The organism is Clostridium sp. MT-14, from assembly GCF_042436595.1.
In the GTDB taxonomy this organism is placed as follows: Bacteria; Bacillota; Clostridia; order Clostridiales; family Clostridiaceae; genus Clostridium_B; species Clostridium_B aromativorans.
This window is the reverse complement of the sequence record NZ_JBHMIY010000048.1, coordinates 1-19975: the sequence shown is the minus strand read 5'-3', so window position 1 is coordinate 19975 and position 19975 is coordinate 1. Positions and strand designations below refer to the sequence as shown.

The following is a 19975-nucleotide window of genomic DNA, read 5'->3' as shown; positions in this document are numbered from 1 at the left end:
CTGCCTGCTCTTCTTTAAGACAGCTTTTATAGTATATCATCTGTATTTACCCTTGTCAACAACTTTTTTAAATTTTTATTTATAAGTTGATATACCCTGCTTTCTGCTGCAATTTCAGACAACGTGTTTTATTGTAGCACAGTCTATTGCTTTGCAGTTTATTATATCCTACGTATTTCAAGCTTATTTCTTTATTTCTCTCCCTTTATGCCTGCCTCCTTACTTTTTCACATATAGATACTCCCGGTCATGTTCATATATAACTTTACTTTTTGTATTAAAATCTTCTAAGTTAATTATACGCCTATTTTTAAAATATATTTTATTTTGATTTACAATTAAGGGCAAATACCGCCCCATTCAACAACAGTAAATCCATTACGCTTAAATTCATCTATTTTAGGTTCTTTAATTTCTAAATTTTCGTCATCATTAAGGGGCACAAAGTAAAAATAAACTCTTAAAGTAGTATTATTCTTGATATATTCTATTGAGCTGGATATGACAGCAGAATCATCACCATCTACTAATATCAGTGGTGCTGAATATTTTCCTGCTATTGCCGAAGCTACCAGATCATCTGCATACATATTATTAGAATAAAATCACTCTAAAGTCAAGACTTATTGAATACGCAGATCTTTTATAATGGCTCTTATAATATTTTCAAGATCCTATACAAATTCTAAATTTACGTTTGTACGGATTCCATATAATTTCAATTAGACAGAATTAATTTTATAAAAAGTTATATGATCCTTCCATTTCCCATTTACAAATAAATATTTTTTATTTAATCCAAGCTCCTTAAATCCACAACTCTTTAATACTCTTTGGGATTTTATATTATCTACCAAAGTAGATGCCTCAACTCTATGTAACTCTAATTCATCAAAAGCATAATCCAAAACTAACTTCAACGCTTCTTTCATGTATCCTTTGCCTTGTTCATCTTCATCTATAGAATATCCTATAAATGCACTTTTCAATACTCCTATTATTATATTTGATATCTGTATCTTGCCTATAAACCTCTTATTTTTGAATATGCCAAAATTAGCGTTTTTGCCACATAGAAATTGCTTATAGCTTTCAATTAAATTTCTCTTTTGCACTTCCAATGTATAAAAGCTTTTCTCTCGTTCTGGTTCAAATTCACTTAGATAAACTTGATTTTTTACATAATAATTTAATGCATCCACTGCATTTTCCGGTGTTAATATGGATAACATTATATTATTTCCTCTTATATGTAATCCTCTATTTATATGCATACTTTTAGTTTTATCGAGATCCAGTCCAAATAATATTTCATTTTTATATCCAGAATCAGCTTTTATGCTTCTCGATATTATACCCTCAAGTTCAAAGCCTAAATCAGTAAATGCTGATATATTTATATCCTCATGTGCTATTATATTTATTTTACCCAGCTTAATTTTGTGAAGAAGAATTTGTATAAAATTTTCCAGAGTATTTTTAAGCAATTTATAACTGCTCTCTCCCCATTTATAAAATTTTATCCTAATCATACTATATTTATTTATTTTAGAAAGTTCAATTATAAATATTCTTCCTATAGTAATACCCAAATTATCTCTTATTATATATTCACTGTCACTACCTTTGACTAAATCAATGGATATAAATTGTTCTTTCAGCATTTCATCGCTCCCAATTGTACATTATGATCCTACAATTACCTGATTATTGGCAAATCTAAATTAAAGTATAATTTTAAATATATTATACCATAAAATTTTACATAAGATATCTTTTATAACATGATAAAATCCCCGTAAGTTTTACGAGAATTCTATCAAAATAAAGCTACTATTTCAATTTATGAATAAACAGTCCACTTCTCAATTTTGGCTCAAACCAAGTGGATTTAGGAGGCATTACCTTCCCAGCATCTGCGATATTCATCAATTCTTCTAATGTAGTAGGATACATGGAAAAAGCAACTCCCATGTCATTTTGTCTTACCATTTTCTCTAATTCTCCAAGTCCCCTTATTCCGCCTACAAAACTGATTCTATCATTCGTACGTGGATCATCTATTCCTAAAATAGGAGCCAATAGATTATCTTGAAGAATAGATACATCCAACTTATCAACGGGATCATCTGAATTATATGTCCCTTCTTTTACAGCAAGTTTATACCATCTTCCGCCTAAGTACATACCATAGGTACCCTTACGAAACGGTCTATATGCCTCTTTTCCCTCATACACTTCTACATCAAATTTTTTAGAAACCTTAAATAAATATTCTTCAGTAGAAAGACCATTCAAATCTCTAACAACTCTATTATAATCTATAATCCTTAAATCCGAATGTGGAAAAAGTACTGATAGAAAAAAATTGAACTCCTCATCTCCAGAATAATTTGGATTTTCTCTTCTCCTTTTAATACCTACTTTTACTGCAGAAGCTGCCCTATGGTGTCCATCTGCTATATATAAGCTGTTTACATTCTTAAATAAATTACAGATGCTTTTTATTGTTTTATCATCATCTATTACCCACACCTCATGTCTCACTCCGTCATCAGCAGTAAAATCGTAAACCACCTCTTTTTTCATCCATATATTCACTATATCATTAATTTTATCATCATACTTATAGGTTAAAAAAATTGGTCCTGTATTGGCATCACAGATATCTACATGATTTATTCGATCCTGTTCTTTGTCTTTTCTAGTATATTCATGCTTTTTTATCCTATTATTTAAATAATCATCTATAGAAGTGCATCCTACTATACCTGTTTGACTTTTACCATCCATGGTCAATCTATATATATAAAGGTTGTTTTTCTTGTCCTGTATTAATATATTATTGTCTATCATTTTATTTAAATTTTCATTTGCCTTTTCATAAACTTTTCTATCATATAGATCTACATTTTCATCCAAATCTATTTCAGCTTTATCCACATGGAGAAAAGAATAGATATTATCTTTAGCCATTTCTTTCGCTTCTTCACTGCTCATTACATCATAGGGTAGTTGTGCTACCTTGTCAGCTAAATCCCTCCTTGGCCGTATTGCCTTAAAAGCTCTTAAAATTGCCATTCTATACCTCCTCTACGCATTGACTAAATTTCTATTCAAACAATACTTTTCAATTATAGTTACTATTTCTTCACCTATTCTTTTTTGAGCTTCAAAAGTTGAGCCACCTATATGAGGTGTAACTGATACTCTTTGATTATTTACAAGTTCTCTACAAGGTTCAGGTTCATTTTCAAATACATCCATCCCTACAGCTGACACTTTTCCAGTATTTAATCCATCAACCAAAGCTTTTTCGTCTATTACACCACCCCTTGCACAATTTACTATATAAACTCCATCCTTCATCATCTCAATCTCTTTTCTACCTATTACCGCACTCTGGGATTTATCAAAAGGAATATGAATTGATATATAGTCCGCCTTCCTTAATAATTCTTCTAATTCAAAAAATTTATAATTGTTATATCCTTTTGCCATGCCAAGTTTATCATAATATATTACATCCATTCCCATAGCATAAGCTCGTTTTGCCACTTCTTTTGCAATTCTCCCAAAACCCACAAGGCCTAATGTCTTGCCGTACAATTCCACTCCCTTATATTTCTTTTTCTCCCATTTTCCTTTTCTCATAGTCACATTAGAAATATTCACATATCTAGAAATTGCCAACAAATGAGCCAACGTTAACTCCGCTACTGAAATAGTGCTGGCATCAGGTGTATTTTTAACCATTATTCCATTTTCAGCTGCATAATCCACATCTATATTATCTACCCCAACTCCCCCTCTTATTATGAGTTTCAGCTTTCCATTTTTAGCCGCATCTATAAGCGGTTTCCTGATTTTAGTGGCCGATCTAACTATCATTATGTCAAATTCTCTTATTCTTTGCTTTAATTCTTCTTCTCCAAAATGTCTATCTAAAACATCATATCCATTTGCTATAAGCTTATTGAGAGCTCCTTCTTCCATTCCATCATTTACCAATATTTTTATCAATTTTAAACCCCCCTATTATAATTTCAATATATAATTAACAGTATCTATAAGCTCTTTTATATCAGAAAGGTTAAAATCAGCCATATGAGCTATTCTAAAAGCCTTCTCCTTTAATTTCCCATAACCATTGGATATCTGAAATCCCCTTTCACCTAAATCCCTATTTAATTGTGCTACACTTATATTTCTGGTATTTTTTATATTAGTAAGAGTATTGGAAAGATATCTTTCATCTGCAAATAACTCAAAATATTCTCTTGCCCAATTTCTCACATACTCGGCCATCTCTATATGTCTCTTATATCTATTTTCAAGTCCTTCCTCTAATATTCTATCCAGTTGATAATTCATGGCAAACATATGTGAAATAGATGGTGTTGAAGGATACTGGTAGTCTTTCTTATGGATATAATTATAAAGAGAAAGCAAATCTAAATAGTAACCTCTAAACTTTACCTTTTTAGCTCTCTCCACCGCCTTCTGTGAAAAAGAACATATCGCCATTCCTGGAGGAAGTCCTAAAGCTTTTTGACTAGATGTCAGGCATATATCCACACCTAGCTTATCCACTTCTATCTTAGTACCCGCCATAGAGCTAACTGTATCTAAGCACCATACAATCTCTGGATACTTTTTCACTACTTCTGCTATATCTTCTACTGGATTCATAACTCCTGTAGAAGTTTCATTATGAGTTATACAAAGAGAATCATATTTACCCGTAGCCAGAGCTTTGTCAATCTTGTCTATATCTACAGCTTTTCCCCAATCCTCCTCAAATAAATCTGCCGGTACATTATTGCATTCTGCAATCTGATACCACCTATTTCCAAATGCACCTATGGAAAAGATTGCCGCTCTTTTTGCTGTACTACACCTTATAGCTCCTTCTAAAAGCCCTGTTCCCGATGAAGTTGAAAGCAAAATTTCTTCTTTTGTATTAAATACCTTCCTCATTTTATCACTAATGTCTCTTTGAAGCTCAGATGCTTCTTTACTTCTATGGCCTATCATTGGCGTTGCCATTTTCTCTAGAACATCTTTTCTAACTTCTACTGGACCTGGAATAAATAATTTTTTATGCATATTTTTACCTCCAATTAATTTATGCCGACCGAATAATTCATCAATTCACTGTTATACATTATTAAAGTAACAATAAAAATAAAAAGTCAACCTGATCCCCTTAGGGACGATTGACTCGCGTTGCCACCCTCATTAATCATACAAATGTATAATTCTCTCATTTAATTTAACGGTTTTCCGTATTATTCATCATAATAATTCTCCAAGGTGGATTCACAAAAGCATTGGTATCAGTTTACACCATCCACTGACTCTCTTTTACCTAACTTATGCTACTTTTCTCTTCATCAAATAAATATTAAATTTTGCATCAAAGCTATAGCATTAAAATTATTATTTTGTACAAAAATTATTATAAAATAAAAGAACCAATCAAATCCACATAGGGACGATTGGTTCGCGTTGCCACCCTTATTGACTATATAAAATATAAATATAATCCTCTCATTTAACTTAACGGTTTCCCGTATTATTCATCATAATAATCCTCCAAGGTGGATTCACAAAAGTATTGGTATCAGTTTACACCATCCACTGATTCTCTTTTACCTAACTTGTGCTACTTTTCTCTTCATAAGACGTTATTCAAAATTAATTTATTTATGATTTGTTAATTATTATATGATTTAACTTTGTATATGTCAATACTTTTTTAAAATATTTATATTATTTATTTTATCGTGCATACAGCAAATTAATATGCATATATCAGAATAAATATAATATTATAATATATGATGGTTAGTAGTATATAATCAACCTTATTTATGATTGATCCAAACTTGCCAAAACACTATCGTAAAGATTTTTTACACATTTTCCATTTCGTAAATTTCTACAATTAGTACAGCTTTTATAATAAGCTTCTCCAGTACTGGACTGAAATCCAAAATCATCCGGTTCATATCCCGGACATGCGCTGCCAACGTGTCTCATTTCCTGATCATTTGCCATAAATATCATTCCTCCTACTAAATTTAATTCATATTTAATATTCCATCAATTTCATCAAATAATTTTTTGCTGCATTGCTCATTTATAAAATTCACACAATTACTACAACTATTGGAAACATAGCTGGCCTGTAACCCAACTATATAATTTTTAGATTTATATTCTTTACAGTTTTCCGCAACGAGCATTTTATCCTGAATTGAAATCATAAAACTCACTCCTGAAAAATATTGTATCTTTAGTATCTCCAAAATTAAAAATTCAATTCAAAAAAGCCTCCAAAATTAAAAATTATTGGAAGCATTTAATACAATATAAAATTTTAGATTTTATCTGTTCAAATCAAGTGTTTTTATTATGTCTCTTTGAGTTTGATCTATCTTTTTTCCTTTATACCTCACCGCATTTATTGGACATATGTATATACATCTTAAACATAAAATACATTTACTATGAAAAATTGCATGTCCCCTTTCAAACGTTATATTGCCTTGAGGGCAATTTCTAAGACACAATCCACATTTACCGCATTCTCTTGTAGAAGATATATTTTTGGACAATTTTGGAATCTTATTTTTAAAAGTAATATAAATCGCTTTATTAAATTCAAATCTAATAAATGAAACACTTTCTATAATGGGTTCTCCTTTTATAAAATTTTCTACTACATTTTTTACTTTTTCATTTGCTTTTAACAACAATTCTTCAATTAAATCCCTATCAGGTTTTTTCCCCTTTATAAAATAGAAATTATTAGGCATCCTTATGCTAATTTGCATCAATGGAATGTATCCTTTTTTTTTCAAACACTTTGCCATAAAATACGGGGCTGAGGATAAAGATGCAGCTTGTGTAGAATAAACTATTATTTTTGTTTCTTTATTTAAATCATCAAGTCTATTTAAAAAATCATTTACAATTTTAGGTGGAAATTTAGCATAAACTGGCGAACCTATAATTAAGAAATCATATCTCTTCAATTTGCTAACTTCTAAAAATTGTATATTAACTAAATCTATATTTACATTGTAAAATGCAAAATTTTCTTTAAATCTATCTGCTACCCACTTAGTATTTCCTGTACCACTAAAATAACATAAAGCACCCTTCATGATAATCCTATTTTCATTTTCCCAAAATATATGAAAAGTGAAAATAATTACTCCTCTCTAAATTATAATCCAATTTTTCAACTGAACATTTAGTTCTTCTCTTCCTCAGCATACTTTTTTCTATTTTCAAACATGATTTTACTTAAAATTTCAGCTGATGTAGGTGGGGTAAACGCTATTGCATTAGCTCCTGCCATTATGGTATCTTTTATACTAGATTCTGTAGGACCTCCTGTAGCTATTATAGGAAAAGTAGAATACTCCTTTCTAACCTTCTTTACTATATTAATAGTCTCACCAGATCCGGAAACATTTATTATAGTAGCCCCTGATTCCACTCTATCTCTTATATCTTCATATTCAGATACTATAGTTACTATTATAGGTATATCAATAGTATCTCTTATCTGCCGTATAACTTCATTTGGAATAGTACTATTTAACACGATTCCCATAGCGCCCTTAAATTCTGCATCTAAGGCTAAATTTATAACTCTTCTCTCTGTTGTCATCTTCCCACCAACTCCACAAAATACTGGTATGTCAGCGGACAAAAGAATTGCTTGTGTTATAAGAGGCTGTGGCGTAAATGGATATACTGCAATAATGGCATCTGCATTTGTATTTTTTATAATTGCTACATCTGTAGTGAACAGTAGAGATTTTATTCTTTTACCAAATATTCTTATTCCACTTGCTTCTCTAATAATCTCAGGTACTCTAATCATATGCCTTGGGGTAATTCCCTTTATTTCTGGTATATACTTAGCCATTTTTTTCCTCCTTATCTAAAAAACTAGATGTTACTGTGCTTTTGAGCTTATCCACATTTAAGTATTTCTACTACAGCTATCATTGTCACATCTATAAGCTTTTTTACCAGTATAATTTATTTCCTTTAATACTTTCTTAACTATCCTCTTGCCAATTTCATCCTCACTCATTTCACAAAGGGCATCCTCTATATGACTCCAATCCACCCATTCTACTTCAGAAGATTTTTTTATATCTCCTCCATCATAATTTGCCATGAATGTGAGCATTATTATTTCTTTACCATTATTATTGACATACTCACTTCCTAAATATTTTAAATCTTTTACTTTCAGACCCGACTCTTCAAACACTTCTCTATGTACAGTTTCTTCTACAGTTTCACCATTTGCCACATACCCTGACAAAAGTACCTTAGAGTTTTTATATATATAACTTTGTTTTAATAATAATATTTGATCTTTATTTACTACTGCAACTATCACACAGGGCCTAGGGGTATCAAAATACATTATATCATCTTTAGAACAATATGGTACCCCACCTTCATCCCAGCTATACTTTTCTTCTAATTTTTTCCCACATATAGGACAATATTTAAATTTCATATATACACTGCTAATAAAGCAGCCACACCCCCTTAATTTTATCAAACAAATTTACACCGTTAATAAATATACCATCTATCTATATTATAAAGCTTATAAATATATAATAAAATATTTACTAAATTTTTTATCCAAACGCTACCATTGCTAATACTTGTAACTTCCTAAAGTGGCAGATAGGCACTGTTATGCGTCTGGATTAGATCTTTTTATGTATAAATTCAAGTGAAAAAGACCTCTTAGGATAGTTTTGCTTAAACTTAAAGATGATATTATAATTTTACTTTAACTTCATCTCTCAAAGTTATAAAATGCTCACCCACATCACAATCATAAGCAAAAATTTCTACATTATTTTGTTTTGCGTATCTAAGATTTTCCCCAAATTCTTTATCCATTTTATCATAAGGTGTAAAGTATTTTACATTAGACATCTGAATTAAGAATAAAACTGCCGCATCTAAACCCGCCTTTTTTGCTTTAACTAATTCTAGTAAATGTTTTCTTCCTCTTTCTGTAGGAGCATCCGGAAACATAGTCACTCCGTTCTTTTCAAAAGTAACTCCTTTTACCTCAAGATAACACTGTCTATTGCTTTTATCCCATAATTCAAAATCAAATCTGCTATTTTCAAATATTTTTTCTTTTTCTATCTTAACGTATTTTTTAAAATAACTTATTTTTTTCAATTTTAAAGCCTCATATACAACTTTATTCGGAATTTGTGAATCTATATTTATGAGTCTTTCTCCTTTGTAACCTGCTATTAAATCATATTTTGTTTTCCTTGTAGGACTATTTTCCTCTCTTAAAAGCACAGTAGTACCAGGTATAAGTATTTCTCTACACCTTCCTGTATTGGGGACATGAACTTTTACCTGAAAATTGTTTATATATACATAAGCTTCAAATCTGTTAGGTCTGTTGATAAATTCAGCTTTTACTATATTTTTATCAAATATCAATACACCATCTCCAGCAAGACCAAATTTATAACTTCTTTTTAATAATAACAGATTATCAGCCTAAAAATACAAATTACTATTGTTACATTTTTATGAATTTATAAACTATTTCCCAGAAAATCTATAAAAATCAGTACTCCCAAAAATGAATTTTTAAAGAAATAATTTAAATATTATAAGAAATATCACTCCGGGTATTCCAAAAAACCCTGCAATAAGCGAAGTGACAGCATTGATACCTATGCTAAATCCAAAATATTTTCCTATTAAATTTACTATAATTAAAAGAATCACGCCAAGCACAGCATTTGCAATAAGCTTGAATAATATTTTTAAGGGCCATGAAAATACCTTCACCAATATATATAACCCCACTATAGCAATTAAAAAATATCCTATATATTGAAACATCATACGCTTATTCCCCCCATAAACTTACGTTCTATTATTATACATCGATACTATTTAATTTATATTCTAACAATAAAAAAATATTAATGCAAAGAATAAGCTCTAATGCTTGATTTATCCTTTTAAGACGATTTTTTATTTTCATTCAAGATTGGAAATATATTTTTATAATCTGCCTTAAATCCATTTTTCTTAACTTTATTTAAAAGATACATGTACTTTGACTTTGCTGCCTCCTCCATATATATAGCATAATCTACTAAATAGGGATCCTTCACAGAATCAAAATATATTCTGCATCTCTCCAATTCCTGTCTGGCCTTCTCTATATCATTCAATAATTCTTTCTGATTTGTCATATACTTAGAATTTTTAGCAAACAGGTATTTAACTATATTATATTTATTCATAAAATGTATATCCTCCTAATCTCATATATTATCTTAATAATTGACACAAATTAGAAGTAATATACATAAGCGTTGATTAGCTGAATGAAGCTATATTTCTACTCTACCCTCCAATGCCTTCGACAAGGTAACTTCATCTGCATATTCCAAATTTCCACCTACGGGAATACCGTGAGCTATCCTGGTTACTTTTACACCAAGCTGCTTTAATATTTTAGATATATACATAGCTGTAGCTTCTCCCTCTACATTTGGATTAGTAGCAACTATAACTTCTCTTACATCTCCATTTATTCTTCTTATAAGTTCTTTAAGTTTTATATCCTCAGGTCCTCTTCCAGCCATGGGAGATATATTACCATGAAGTACATGATAGACTCCATTATATTCTTTTATTCTTTCCATAACCATTATATCTTTAGGTTCTTCAACTACACAAATTGTGCTTTTATCTCTATTGGGATTCGAACATATTGGACAGGGATCTGACTCTGTAAAGTTTCCACAAACAGAACAATACCTTATAGTTCCCCTGGCCTTGATTAAAGCCTGGGCAAATTCCCTTACCTCATCTTCTGGTAGATTCAACACATGAATTGTAAGTCTCTGTGCTGTCTTGTAACCTATTCCCGGTAACTTAGCAAATTCTTCTATTAGCTTTTCAATAGAAGCAGGATAAAAATCCATAAAACATCACCTCAATTTAAAGCCCCATCTGCAGACGGGGCTCGTAATCTTAAAACATTCCTGGAATATTAAGACCACCAGTTAATTTTTTCATTTCAGAAGCAGTTTCATCTTCTGCATTTTTCAATGCTTCATTACATGCAGTTAAAACCAGATCTTGAAGCATTTCCACATCTTCTGGATCAACTACTTCCGGCTTAATTTCTATGCTTACTATCTGTTTTTTGCCATTTACTATTACAGTTACTGCCCCACCACCAACAGTAGCACTAAATTCCTTATTTTCAAGCTCTGATTGCATATCCTGCATTTGTTTTTGAAACTTTTGAGCTTGTTTCATTAAATTATTCATATTTCCCCCACCGCCAAAGTTAGGGAATCCACCTTTTGCCATAATATATATCCTCCTCAATTAAATTAACTAACACATATTTAATTATATCATATTTCTATGGAATTCCATCTATAGTTTTATCCGAATACTTACTGGCTAATGCCTTTACTTGACAAGATGATACTTAAAACAGCTACTATATTATTCATCGAGTATTTCAACCATATCTTCTCCAAAAGTATCTTTTAACAATTGTTCCTTAGATTTAAATTCAGAATCAATTTGATCTTCTATAGTGTACTTAACAGTAACTCTTTCCTTCAATACATCCGAAAAAACTCCATTCACTATTTTCTGATTTTCATCCTTTTCCAATCTCTGTTTGTGAAAAGAATAATCTTTCCCATATTCTACAGTTATTATTCCTCTTTCACATTTTATCGGCTTTCCTGTAGTGAGTGCCGCAAATAACACCATCTGATGTTTGCCTTTAAGGGATTCAAGTATGTCTTTCCAGCTTTTTTTCACCATATCCAAAGTAAGCTTTGAATACATATTTTCTTCTTCTATAGGTTTTAAATCCTTAGATAAATTTTGCCTTGATTTGCAGGAAGTATCTTTTTTCACGCTATTAAGGTTTTTCTCTACTACATTTTCTTTGTGAGATACTGCTTCAGGAATTATCCTTTCACAGGATACCTTAATCTCACCCTGCTTAAATGCCTGCTCCAGCCTGTTCAATCTGGCAAGGATCACTTCCTTAGATGTATCATATTCTATTTTACACATTTTTATTACTGCAAGTTCTAGATAAATCCTGCTCTGTTTAACCCACTTAGACTGTTCCTGGGCATCTTGAAGTATTCTTATATTCCTCATTATTTCTTCCACGCGTATTTTCTGTGCCTGCCCCTTTAAAAGATTTATATTCTCCTCTGACATATCAAGTACGTCCTCAGGACTATTAGAAACCTTTACCATCAAAAGATCTCTCATATGAATTATCATATCCTTAATAAAATTAGCTATATCCTTCCCGCTTAAAACTATGTCATCAATTATCCTCATAGACGACTCTACATCTTTTTCTATTATACTATTTGTAAGTTTAAATAAATTCTCATTTGTAACCAAACCCAGCATATCCACTACACTGCTGTACTCAACTTTTCCGTCACCCATGGATATTGCTTGATCCAATATACTGAGGGCATCCCTCATGGCTCCATCACACATTCTAGATATCAAATTCAAACTTCTATCATCTGCAAAAATCCCCTGTTTATCCACTATGCATCTAAGTCTATTAAATACATCTGAGCTCTTTATCCTTCTAAAATCAAACTCTTGACATCTCGAAAGTATGGTAACAGGAAGCTTCTGGGGATCAGTAGTTGCAAGTATAAATATTACATTCAATGGAGGCTCCTCCAGAGTTTTTAAAAATGCATTCACCGCTTCCTGGGTGAGCATATGTACTTCATCCATAATATAGACCTTGTATTTTCCCTCCTGAGGAGGATATTTTACATTTTCAATTACATCTTTTATATCTTCCAATCGACGTTTTGAAGCTGCATCCATTTCTATTACATCCATAGAAATTCCCTCATTTATCTTTTTACACATTTCACACTGATTACAAGGTTCTCCATCTTTTAAATCTAAACAATTTACTGCTTTAGCTAATATCTTAGCCATTGAAGTTTTCCCTGTACCTCTTGTTCCTGAAAATAAATATGCATGTGCCACCCTATGATTCAATATTTGATTCTTAAGCGTAATTGTTATATGGTTCTGGCCTACTACATCAGAAAAAGTTTTAGGCCTCCATTCCCTATACAATGCGGTATAAGCCATGTTATCACCTTCTTATATATATTATAACCTTTATTTAAATACATGACAAAAAAGATACCATATGGTATCTTTTTAATTCAGTTTAAAGTATTAAAGTCGTGCACCTAGCTTCGCCTGATAAACTATAAGCGTTACCCATATAGTTAACTCAAACCAGATTTATCCACGGCACACGAAAATGTTCACTTACCGCTGCTTCCTTCCGGATCTGACGGGGTTCATGAGTTTCCGTTGCGTGGGATCAAGTTCTCAACGCCACTTTTATGAGCCAGGCCTTACATTTTACAGACTAAGCTAGGAATTCAATCCTGCTGCAGCGGATTGCAGGCTACAGGGCACCGCTAACTCCCCATCTAGCACGACAAAGTTAAAATGGCGGAAAGAGGGGGATTCGAACCCCCGGTAGAGTTTCCCCTACACACGCTTTCCAGGCGTGCTCCTTCAACCTCTCGGACATCTCTCCATAGGTTTACTCATGAAATAAATTTTATTAAGTTTTCAGCAAAATATCACTAACTGCTGCTTTTTCCACTTATGTATTCTAACATATATTTTTGAACAAAGCAACACTTTTATCAGAAGTTCAATTTGATATCTACTTCCAATCCTATTTTACAATCTATATCAATGATAAATTATCCTTTTAATTTACTAATATAGTAATCTCAATTCAATTAAACTTATCTTTCTATCTCATAGATAAGAAGATGCTTGTCCTTTTTACGTTCATATGTAAAATTTCTTTGCTTATCTTTGATGCTATTATTCAAATGGCTGTTCTCAAAAGCTTTATCTATGTACTTTGTTGATATATCAGTATAATTTCCTTTAGGTTTACCACCAATATACATAGTTGGATTTCCTGAATTATTTATCATGTTTTTCTCCTTTTAGTTTAATTTAAAGCTTATTTTATTCCAACGTTATTATAATATCATTTTATACATTGTTTTGACAATAGTTTATTTTATATTAAAGAACCTGCAAAATACAACAAACAAGCCTACCTTTAACTATGCTAAAAACAGGCTTGTTCATTATGGTGGAGACAGGGGGGCTCGAACCCTCGACCTTACGGATGTGAACCGTACACTCTAACCAGCTGAGCTATACCTCCATATATCAATTTTAACGATCCTATTATACCAAACAAAAAGGAAAAATTCAATATTGGCAATTTGTAGCTTCCAAAAAAAACCATCTGTTGGTAACCCTTCTTGGTTCATCAATAAGTGATAGTCTATATGGCGGAAGCGGTGGGATTCGAACCCACGAGCCCAGTAAGGACTACCTGATTTCGAGTCAGGCCCGTTATGACCACTTCGATACGCTTCCACACTTATTATTTAATATCTATCTTCTATTTTTAAAAAATCGTTTTAATATGTCACTACATTCTTTCCTATAAGTCCAATGAATATCAGTCCAATGATTCAAAAATTCATTTTGCAATATATTGACTACAGAACCACAAGCTCCTGCATCCGGATCAAAAGTACCTATATACAGCCTACTAATTCTGCATTGTAATATAGCCCCCGCACACATAGCACACGGTTCTAAAGTAACATACATACTGCAGTCTTCTAATCTCCAATCTTCAAGTACTTTGGAAGCATCCCTTATAGCAATAATTTCTGCATGGGCAGTAGGATCTTTTAAAGTTTCTCTTAAATTACATGCTTCTGATATAATTTTATGATTTTTTATTATAACAGCACCTACAGGAACTTCACCTAACTCTAAAGCTATTTTAGCCTGTTTTAAAGCTTCAGCCATAAAATCCATTATATAGATACCTCAAAAACAATATATTAATTGACTTCTACTTAAATTTTTATTCTTTTAAATAAACATATAAATGAATATTGATAAATAAAATATAAATATAGAATAAAGGATATACTATCTCTAAATAGATAAAATTTTTCTAAGATAAATATCCCTTAAATATTGCACTTACGAAACTCTATGGTGCGCCCGAGAGGAGTCGAACCTCCGGCACGCGGTTTAGGAAACCGCTGCTCTATCCTACTGAGCTACGAGCGCATATACATTTGCTACCTTCATATTCTATTATAATTTATGAAAATTGTCAATTTTTTTATGAACTTTTATTAAATAAAGCATAAATCAGCATTATAAAAAACTTTATATTATCTACAATCCTACCAATTTCTAATCATATGGATTGTTAGGTAATTTATTTATAAATTTATATAGGAGGATTAAATATGATCAATGAATTAAAAAATTTATTTTTGGCAGGCATAGGTTCAGCTGCATATACTTATGAGAAAGCAGTAAAATTAATTGAGGAAATGGTTGAAAAGGGGAAAATAACAGTAGATGAGGGGAAACAACTATCTGAAGAATTAAAAAAAACAGTTATAGCTAAAAAAGAAGATATAAAACCTATAAACAAGAATGATTTGCTATCAATACTAAAGGATATGAATCTTGCGTCTAAAGAAGATATATCATCAATAAATGAGAGATTAATTGCACTTGAAAATAAAATAAAAGAAATGACTAAAGCTTAAAGCTTTAGTCAGAACAAAATATATGTCATGAAAACTTTATATTCGAAAAGATTTAAAGAAATAATGAAGGTATTAGCTAAATACGGTTTTAAATTTTTAGTATGTACTAAAAATCACAATAAAGAAAAGTCACCTCAAAATCTCAGAAAAGCTTTCGAAGAACTTGGACCTACTTTTATAAAGATAGGTCAAATATTAAGTTCAAGACCTGATATAATGCCTTCTCAATACATTGAAGAACTCTCAAAGCTCCAAGATGATGTACTTCCTGAAAGTTATGAAAATATAAATAAAGTATTTTTTGAAGAATTTAATAAAAACATAGAAGATTGTTTTCAACATTTTGAAAAGATCCCCCTGGCATCGGGATCTATTGCCCAAGTATACAATGCAACTTTAAAAAATGGGAAAAACGTTATCGTAAAAATACAAAGACCTAATATAAAAGAGAAGATGGAAACAGATATATATATACTGTATAAAATTATAAAAATTACTAAAGTTAAATTTAAAGAATCCTTAATTGATCCTGAAGAAGCTTTGGATGAATTACTTTTTTCAACTAAACAGGAACTAAACTTTAATCTGGAAGCTAGTAATATGTCAAAATTCAAAAAACTAAACGAAAATGTAAATTTTTGCTATGTGCCTTATGTAGTAAACGAATTATCGGGAATTAAAGTATTGACTATGGAAAAAATTTATGGATTTAAAATAAATAACATAGAAAAACTAAAAAAAGAAAAATATGATTTACAGGATTTAGGTAAAAAATTAGCTTTATCTTTTTTTAAGCAGGTATTTACCGATGGCTTTTTTCATGCTGATCCCCATCCTGGAAATTTAATGGTACTCAATAAAAAAATATGTTTTTTGGATTTTGGAATAGTAGGTACCATTTCGCCCCGACTTAGACTTCTTTTAAATGAGGCTATTATGTCCATAGTACATAAAGATACAGACAAACTTGTATCTGTTATTATATCAATAGGTGTAAAAAAAGACCTTATAGATAGAAATAAATTGTATGAAGATGTAGAATTGTTTTTAATAAACTATCTGTCTACTTCTCTTAAAAATATAAAGATTTCAGTATTATTAACAGAAATTTTTAAATGTGCAAAAAATAATAGTATTACTTTACCCAAAAATTTAATATTACTGGTGAAGAGTTTAATTATGGTAGAAGGTCTAGTAACAGAAATATCACCTGAAATTGATATTCTAGACATAGCAATACCCTTTGTTAAAAGCAACAATAAATTTTATTATTTTGATGATATAAATCCAGAAAATATCCTTATAAATTCCTATAATTTTACAAAGAATTTTTCAAAGTTTCCAATAAAAACAATAGAATTAATGGATTGTATATTAAATGGAAGAACTAAAATTGAATTAAAATTTAGTAAAATTGATGATTCCATAAACCAGTTAAATAAAATGGTAAACAGGCTATCACTTTCCCTAATAACATGCTCCATAATTGTAAGTTCATCTCTGATTTTAAATTTTAATATAGGTCCTAAAATCTACAATATCCCATTAATAGGTATTGTAAATTTTATATTTTTTATATTGATCGGAATTATATTGATAATCTCCATAATTAAATCCGGAAGATTTTAAAAAGGAGATTAAATCTTATTCTCCTTTTCTACCTTTATTCCATTTAAAATATAATTCATAAGACTTTCTATCATATCATCCAGATCTTTTTTATCTTCATTCATTAACTCATAAACAGCAACAGAACAGACTGTTCCAAATAAGGTGTACGATAAAAAAGATAAATTACATTTTTTTATGCTGCCATCATCCACAGCTTCTTTTAAATAATTTTGTATATAAACTATGTAAGATTTTATACATTCCCTCAATTCTAATTGCCTTGCTTCCTGTCCCCAAATCTGACTCATTATTACTTTTATAAAATCTCTGCTCTCATAAATCAATCCCCACTGAACTCTACAGAGAATTCTTATCTTTTCCAAAGAGTCACTTACATCTTTAGAATCACTTTCTATTTTTCCCTTTAGTACATTCATCCCTTCTTGAACTATATATTTAAATATCTCTTCCTTGCTTTTAAAATGATAGTATAATGTTCCCTTTGCCACACCTGCATCAGCTGCTATAGCATCCATTGTTGCACCATTATACCCGTTTTTAGAAAAAACTTTTATAGCAGATTCAGAAATCGTTCTTTTCGTATTATTCATAAATACCACTCCAGATTTTTATCGCATAATTATTGACTGGTCAGTATAATTATATCCATTTTCATTATACTCTGTTATTAAAATAACTCAATAGTTTTTAATAAAAGGATTTAAAAGCCATTTTCATATAATTATTATAATGTTAAAATAAATAATAAACAAATTCAACTATTTAAAATGTTAACTGGAAGGTAGAAAATGATTAGATATTTTAACAGAAGGACGAAAAATTATAATATAGAAAAAGTGGCAGGAGATGCTTATTTAAAGTGGATCTATTCTTCCCCCCTGGGAATGAAATTTCTTGAAATCATAGTTAAAAAGAAGATATTTTCTAAATTATATGGCTTATTTTGCAGCACCAAATACAGTAAAAGGAAAATCAGGTCCTTTATAGATGATTTTAATATAGATATGTCTGAATGTGCCATAGATTACAATGATTTTAATTGTTTCAATGATTTTTTTTCAAGGTCTCTCAAAAAAAATGCTAGGCCAATTAATATGAATAAAAAAATTTTAATATCACCTGTTGATGGAAGATTGACAGCATATGAGCATATAAATTTAAACAAAATTGTCCAAATTAAAGGATTTACATACAGCCTATGTGATCTAATAAACAATAACAAAACACCTGTAAAATTCAACAATGGCACCTGTTTAATATTCAGGCTATGCCCAACAGACTACCACAGATTTCACTTTATAGACTGGGGAAAATGCGAATCTTATAAAAAAATTAAAGGAGACTATTATTCCGTAAATCCAATATCTTTAGAAAATATTTCTAATGTGTTTTGTAAAAACAAAAGGGAATGGAGTATTTTTCATTCTAATAATTTTGGTGATGTAATTTATGTGGAGATAGGCGCTACTTGCGTGGGTTCAATAATACAAACTTATTGCCCCAAAAAAGATATTTCTAAAGGTGCTGAAAAGGGGTACTTCAAGTTTGGTGGATCAACTGTAATTTTATTTTTTGAAAAAAATAAAATTACAGTTGATAAAGACATAATTGAGCAGACAAAAAAAGGTTATGAAACAAGGGTATTAATGGGAGAAAAAATTGGAATTCAGTATGAAAATTAAATTTTTTCTTCATTTCTTATTGCAGCTCTTTAACAAAGCTCTAGTTGTTATTTTTATCTATAATAATTAATATCAACACTATTAAAATAGGAAGAATTACTGACAGTATATTTAATATTTTCGACAGTATATCTGATGAACCTAAATTTTCAATCACTACATTCACCTGTTTATATTTATATTCTTACATTTTACTTTACCGTTTTACTGTTGATTTTATACATAAAAAATACGGAAAAATCTCTTTTCAGATTTTCCCGTACATGGTGGACCTGAAGAGATTCGAACTCTCGACCTCTCGGATGCGAACCGAACGCTCTCCCAACTGAGCTACAGGCCCATGTACCTATTCAATTTTGTGATATGAATCGCATGCTCTCCCAATTGAGCTATACTCCTAAAATATTTCTTGTAAAACAAGCACCCTTCATATTATATAGCTGTTTTTTCATAGATGCAACAATTTACCTTAATCTCTCAGTGAACTACCACCACTTATAGAAGTGGATGGCTTCTTAGTCAATATTCCTAATGGAACAAGTTTACCTAANGTGAACTACCACCACTTATAGAAGTGGATGGCTTCTTAGTCAATATTCCTAATGGAACAAGTTTACCTAAGCTCTAAAGGTCGAACCAACCTCAGTGTATTACCAAAATTATATGGCTAATTTCAGCAGATTTTTACTGGCGTTTATATCCCTGTCATGGTGTGTGCTGCATTTAGGACAAGTCCATTCCCTGAGTGCAAGATTTTTTACTTCTCTATTCTTATATCCACAAACTGAACACAATTGACTACTTGCATAATTACTGGGTGCCACTATTATTTTTCTGCCGTACCACTCGGCCTTGTATTCCAGCATTCTTCTGAATTCACTCCAGCTTGCTTCG

23 protein-coding genes, 5 tRNA genes, 1 other RNA gene and 2 other annotated features are annotated in these 19975 nt (G+C 30.8%); of the genes, 3 read left to right on the top strand and 26 right to left on the bottom strand.

What is annotated here, in order from left to right:
- Positions 1–338 precede the first annotated feature (338 nt).
- The 23 genes from ACFHWD_RS19475 to ACFHWD_RS19365 form a co-directional block, all read right to left on the bottom strand.
- Positions 339–590: a cell wall-binding repeat-containing protein gene (locus ACFHWD_RS19475; RefSeq protein WP_179978608.1), complete on the bottom strand. Its 252-nt coding sequence runs from the start codon at positions 588–590 to the stop codon at positions 339–341.
- Between the two features lie 132 nt (positions 591–722).
- On the bottom strand, positions 723–1664 hold the full coding sequence (locus ACFHWD_RS19470; RefSeq protein WP_179978607.1) for a GNAT family N-acetyltransferase: 942 nt from the start codon (positions 1662–1664) through the stop codon (positions 723–725).
- A gap of 169 nt (positions 1665–1833) precedes the next feature.
- Complete coding sequence (locus ACFHWD_RS19465; RefSeq protein ID WP_179978606.1) at positions 1834–3081, bottom strand: DUF1015 domain-containing protein; 1248 nt, start codon at positions 3079–3081, stop codon at positions 1834–1836.
- A 12-nt stretch (positions 3082–3093) separates the two neighbouring features.
- Entirely contained in the window at positions 3094–4023 is a 930-nt protein-coding gene (locus ACFHWD_RS19460) for a D-2-hydroxyacid dehydrogenase (protein ID WP_150358697.1), read from the bottom strand.
- Between the two features lie 15 nt (positions 4024–4038).
- Entirely contained in the window at positions 4039–5109 is a 1071-nt protein-coding gene (locus ACFHWD_RS19455; RefSeq protein ID WP_150358696.1) for an alanine--glyoxylate aminotransferase family protein, read from the bottom strand.
- 99 nt (positions 5110–5208) lie between these two features.
- Positions 5209–5406 (bottom strand) — a binding site (T-box leader).
- Between the two features lie 84 nt (positions 5407–5490).
- Positions 5491–5693: a binding site (T-box leader), on the bottom strand.
- A 181-nt stretch (positions 5694–5874) separates the two neighbouring features.
- A complete protein-coding gene (locus tag ACFHWD_RS19450) occupies positions 5875–6063 on the bottom strand; it encodes a hypothetical protein (protein WP_150358695.1) in 189 nt (62 codons plus the stop codon).
- A 23-nt stretch (positions 6064–6086) separates the two neighbouring features.
- Positions 6087–6272, bottom strand: a complete 186-nt coding sequence (locus ACFHWD_RS19445) for a hypothetical protein (RefSeq protein WP_150358694.1) — start codon at positions 6270–6272, stop codon at positions 6087–6089.
- Between the two features lie 120 nt (positions 6273–6392).
- Positions 6393–7175, bottom strand: coding sequence for an EFR1 family ferrodoxin (locus tag ACFHWD_RS19440; RefSeq protein WP_150358693.1), 783 nt, complete (start codon positions 7173–7175; stop codon positions 6393–6395).
- Between the two features lie 89 nt (positions 7176–7264).
- Complete coding sequence (locus tag ACFHWD_RS19435) at positions 7265–7948, bottom strand: hydrolase (RefSeq protein WP_150358692.1); 684 nt, start codon at positions 7946–7948, stop codon at positions 7265–7267.
- 57 nt (positions 7949–8005) lie between these two features.
- Positions 8006–8557 carry an NAD(+) diphosphatase gene (locus tag ACFHWD_RS19430; protein ID WP_150358691.1) on the bottom strand — a complete coding sequence of 184 codons (552 nt, stop codon included), beginning with the start codon at positions 8555–8557 and terminating at the stop codon, positions 8006–8008.
- Positions 8558–8829: 272 nt separating this feature from the next.
- Positions 8830–9522, bottom strand: coding sequence for a DNA/RNA nuclease SfsA (gene sfsA, locus ACFHWD_RS19425; protein ID WP_179978605.1), 693 nt, complete (start codon positions 9520–9522; stop codon positions 8830–8832).
- Between the two features lie 153 nt (positions 9523–9675).
- The gene (locus ACFHWD_RS19420; protein ID WP_150358795.1) at positions 9676–9936 is read right to left on the bottom strand and encodes a pro-sigmaK processing inhibitor BofA family protein; all 261 of its coding nucleotides are present in this window, start codon (positions 9934–9936) and stop codon (positions 9676–9678) included.
- Between the two features lie 119 nt (positions 9937–10055).
- Complete coding sequence (locus tag ACFHWD_RS19415) at positions 10056–10343, bottom strand: DUF2508 family protein (RefSeq protein WP_150358794.1); 288 nt, start codon at positions 10341–10343, stop codon at positions 10056–10058.
- A gap of 90 nt (positions 10344–10433) precedes the next feature.
- Entirely contained in the window at positions 10434–11030 is a 597-nt protein-coding gene (gene recR, locus ACFHWD_RS19410) for a recombination mediator RecR (protein ID WP_150358793.1), read from the bottom strand.
- Between the two features lie 49 nt (positions 11031–11079).
- Positions 11080–11424, bottom strand: coding sequence for a YbaB/EbfC family nucleoid-associated protein (locus ACFHWD_RS19405; protein ID WP_179978604.1), 345 nt, complete (start codon positions 11422–11424; stop codon positions 11080–11082).
- 141 nt (positions 11425–11565) lie between these two features.
- Entirely contained in the window at positions 11566–13224 is a 1659-nt protein-coding gene (dnaX, locus tag ACFHWD_RS19400) for a DNA polymerase III subunit gamma/tau (RefSeq protein ID WP_150358791.1), read from the bottom strand.
- Between the two features lie 96 nt (positions 13225–13320).
- Positions 13321–13586, bottom strand: an RNA gene (gene ffs / locus ACFHWD_RS19395) — signal recognition particle sRNA large type.
- Between the two features lie 11 nt (positions 13587–13597).
- Positions 13598–13687: transfer RNA gene (locus ACFHWD_RS19390), tRNA-Ser, on the bottom strand.
- Positions 13688–13904: 217 nt separating this feature from the next.
- Positions 13905–14102 carry a hypothetical protein gene (locus ACFHWD_RS19385; RefSeq protein WP_150358790.1) on the bottom strand — a complete coding sequence of 66 codons (198 nt, stop codon included), beginning with the start codon at positions 14100–14102 and terminating at the stop codon, positions 13905–13907.
- Positions 14103–14264: 162 nt separating this feature from the next.
- Positions 14265–14341, bottom strand: a tRNA-Val gene (locus ACFHWD_RS19380).
- Between the two features lie 128 nt (positions 14342–14469).
- Positions 14470–14559, bottom strand: a tRNA-Ser gene (locus ACFHWD_RS19375).
- Between the two features lie 18 nt (positions 14560–14577).
- Positions 14578–15012 (bottom strand): nucleoside deaminase, encoded by a 435-nt coding sequence (locus ACFHWD_RS19370; protein ID WP_150358789.1) that lies wholly within the window; start codon positions 15010–15012, stop codon positions 14578–14580.
- 184 nt (positions 15013–15196) lie between these two features.
- Positions 15197–15273: transfer RNA gene (locus ACFHWD_RS19365), tRNA-Arg, on the bottom strand.
- Between the two features lie 185 nt (positions 15274–15458).
- Here ACFHWD_RS19365 and ACFHWD_RS19360 point away from each other — a divergent pair.
- Both ACFHWD_RS19360 and ACFHWD_RS19355 read left to right on the top strand, forming a co-directional pair.
- On the top strand, positions 15459–15767 hold the full coding sequence (locus ACFHWD_RS19360; RefSeq protein ID WP_150358952.1) for a phasin family protein: 309 nt from the start codon (positions 15459–15461) through the stop codon (positions 15765–15767).
- Between the two features lie 63 nt (positions 15768–15830).
- Positions 15831–17396: an AarF/ABC1/UbiB kinase family protein gene (locus ACFHWD_RS19355; RefSeq protein WP_150358951.1), complete on the top strand. Its 1566-nt coding sequence runs from the start codon at positions 15831–15833 to the stop codon at positions 17394–17396.
- A gap of 8 nt (positions 17397–17404) precedes the next feature.
- Here ACFHWD_RS19355 and ACFHWD_RS19350 read toward each other — a convergent pair whose 3' ends face one another.
- The gene (locus ACFHWD_RS19350) at positions 17405–17989 is read right to left on the bottom strand and encodes a TetR/AcrR family transcriptional regulator (protein WP_150358950.1); all 585 of its coding nucleotides are present in this window, start codon (positions 17987–17989) and stop codon (positions 17405–17407) included.
- A 198-nt stretch (positions 17990–18187) separates the two neighbouring features.
- On the opposite strand from ACFHWD_RS19350, the gene ACFHWD_RS19345 reads away from it, so the two are divergent.
- Positions 18188–19081: a phosphatidylserine decarboxylase gene (locus tag ACFHWD_RS19345; RefSeq protein ID WP_179978603.1), complete on the top strand. Its 894-nt coding sequence runs from the start codon at positions 18188–18190 to the stop codon at positions 19079–19081.
- A 264-nt stretch (positions 19082–19345) separates the two neighbouring features.
- Here ACFHWD_RS19345 and ACFHWD_RS19340 read toward each other — a convergent pair.
- Both ACFHWD_RS19340 and ACFHWD_RS19335 read right to left on the bottom strand, forming a co-directional pair.
- A tRNA-Ala gene (locus tag ACFHWD_RS19340) sits at positions 19346–19421 on the bottom strand.
- A gap of 319 nt (positions 19422–19740) precedes the next feature.
- Positions 19741–19975 (bottom strand): zinc ribbon domain-containing protein (locus ACFHWD_RS19335; RefSeq protein WP_378062879.1); only part of this gene is annotated, 235 nt, incomplete at its 5' end.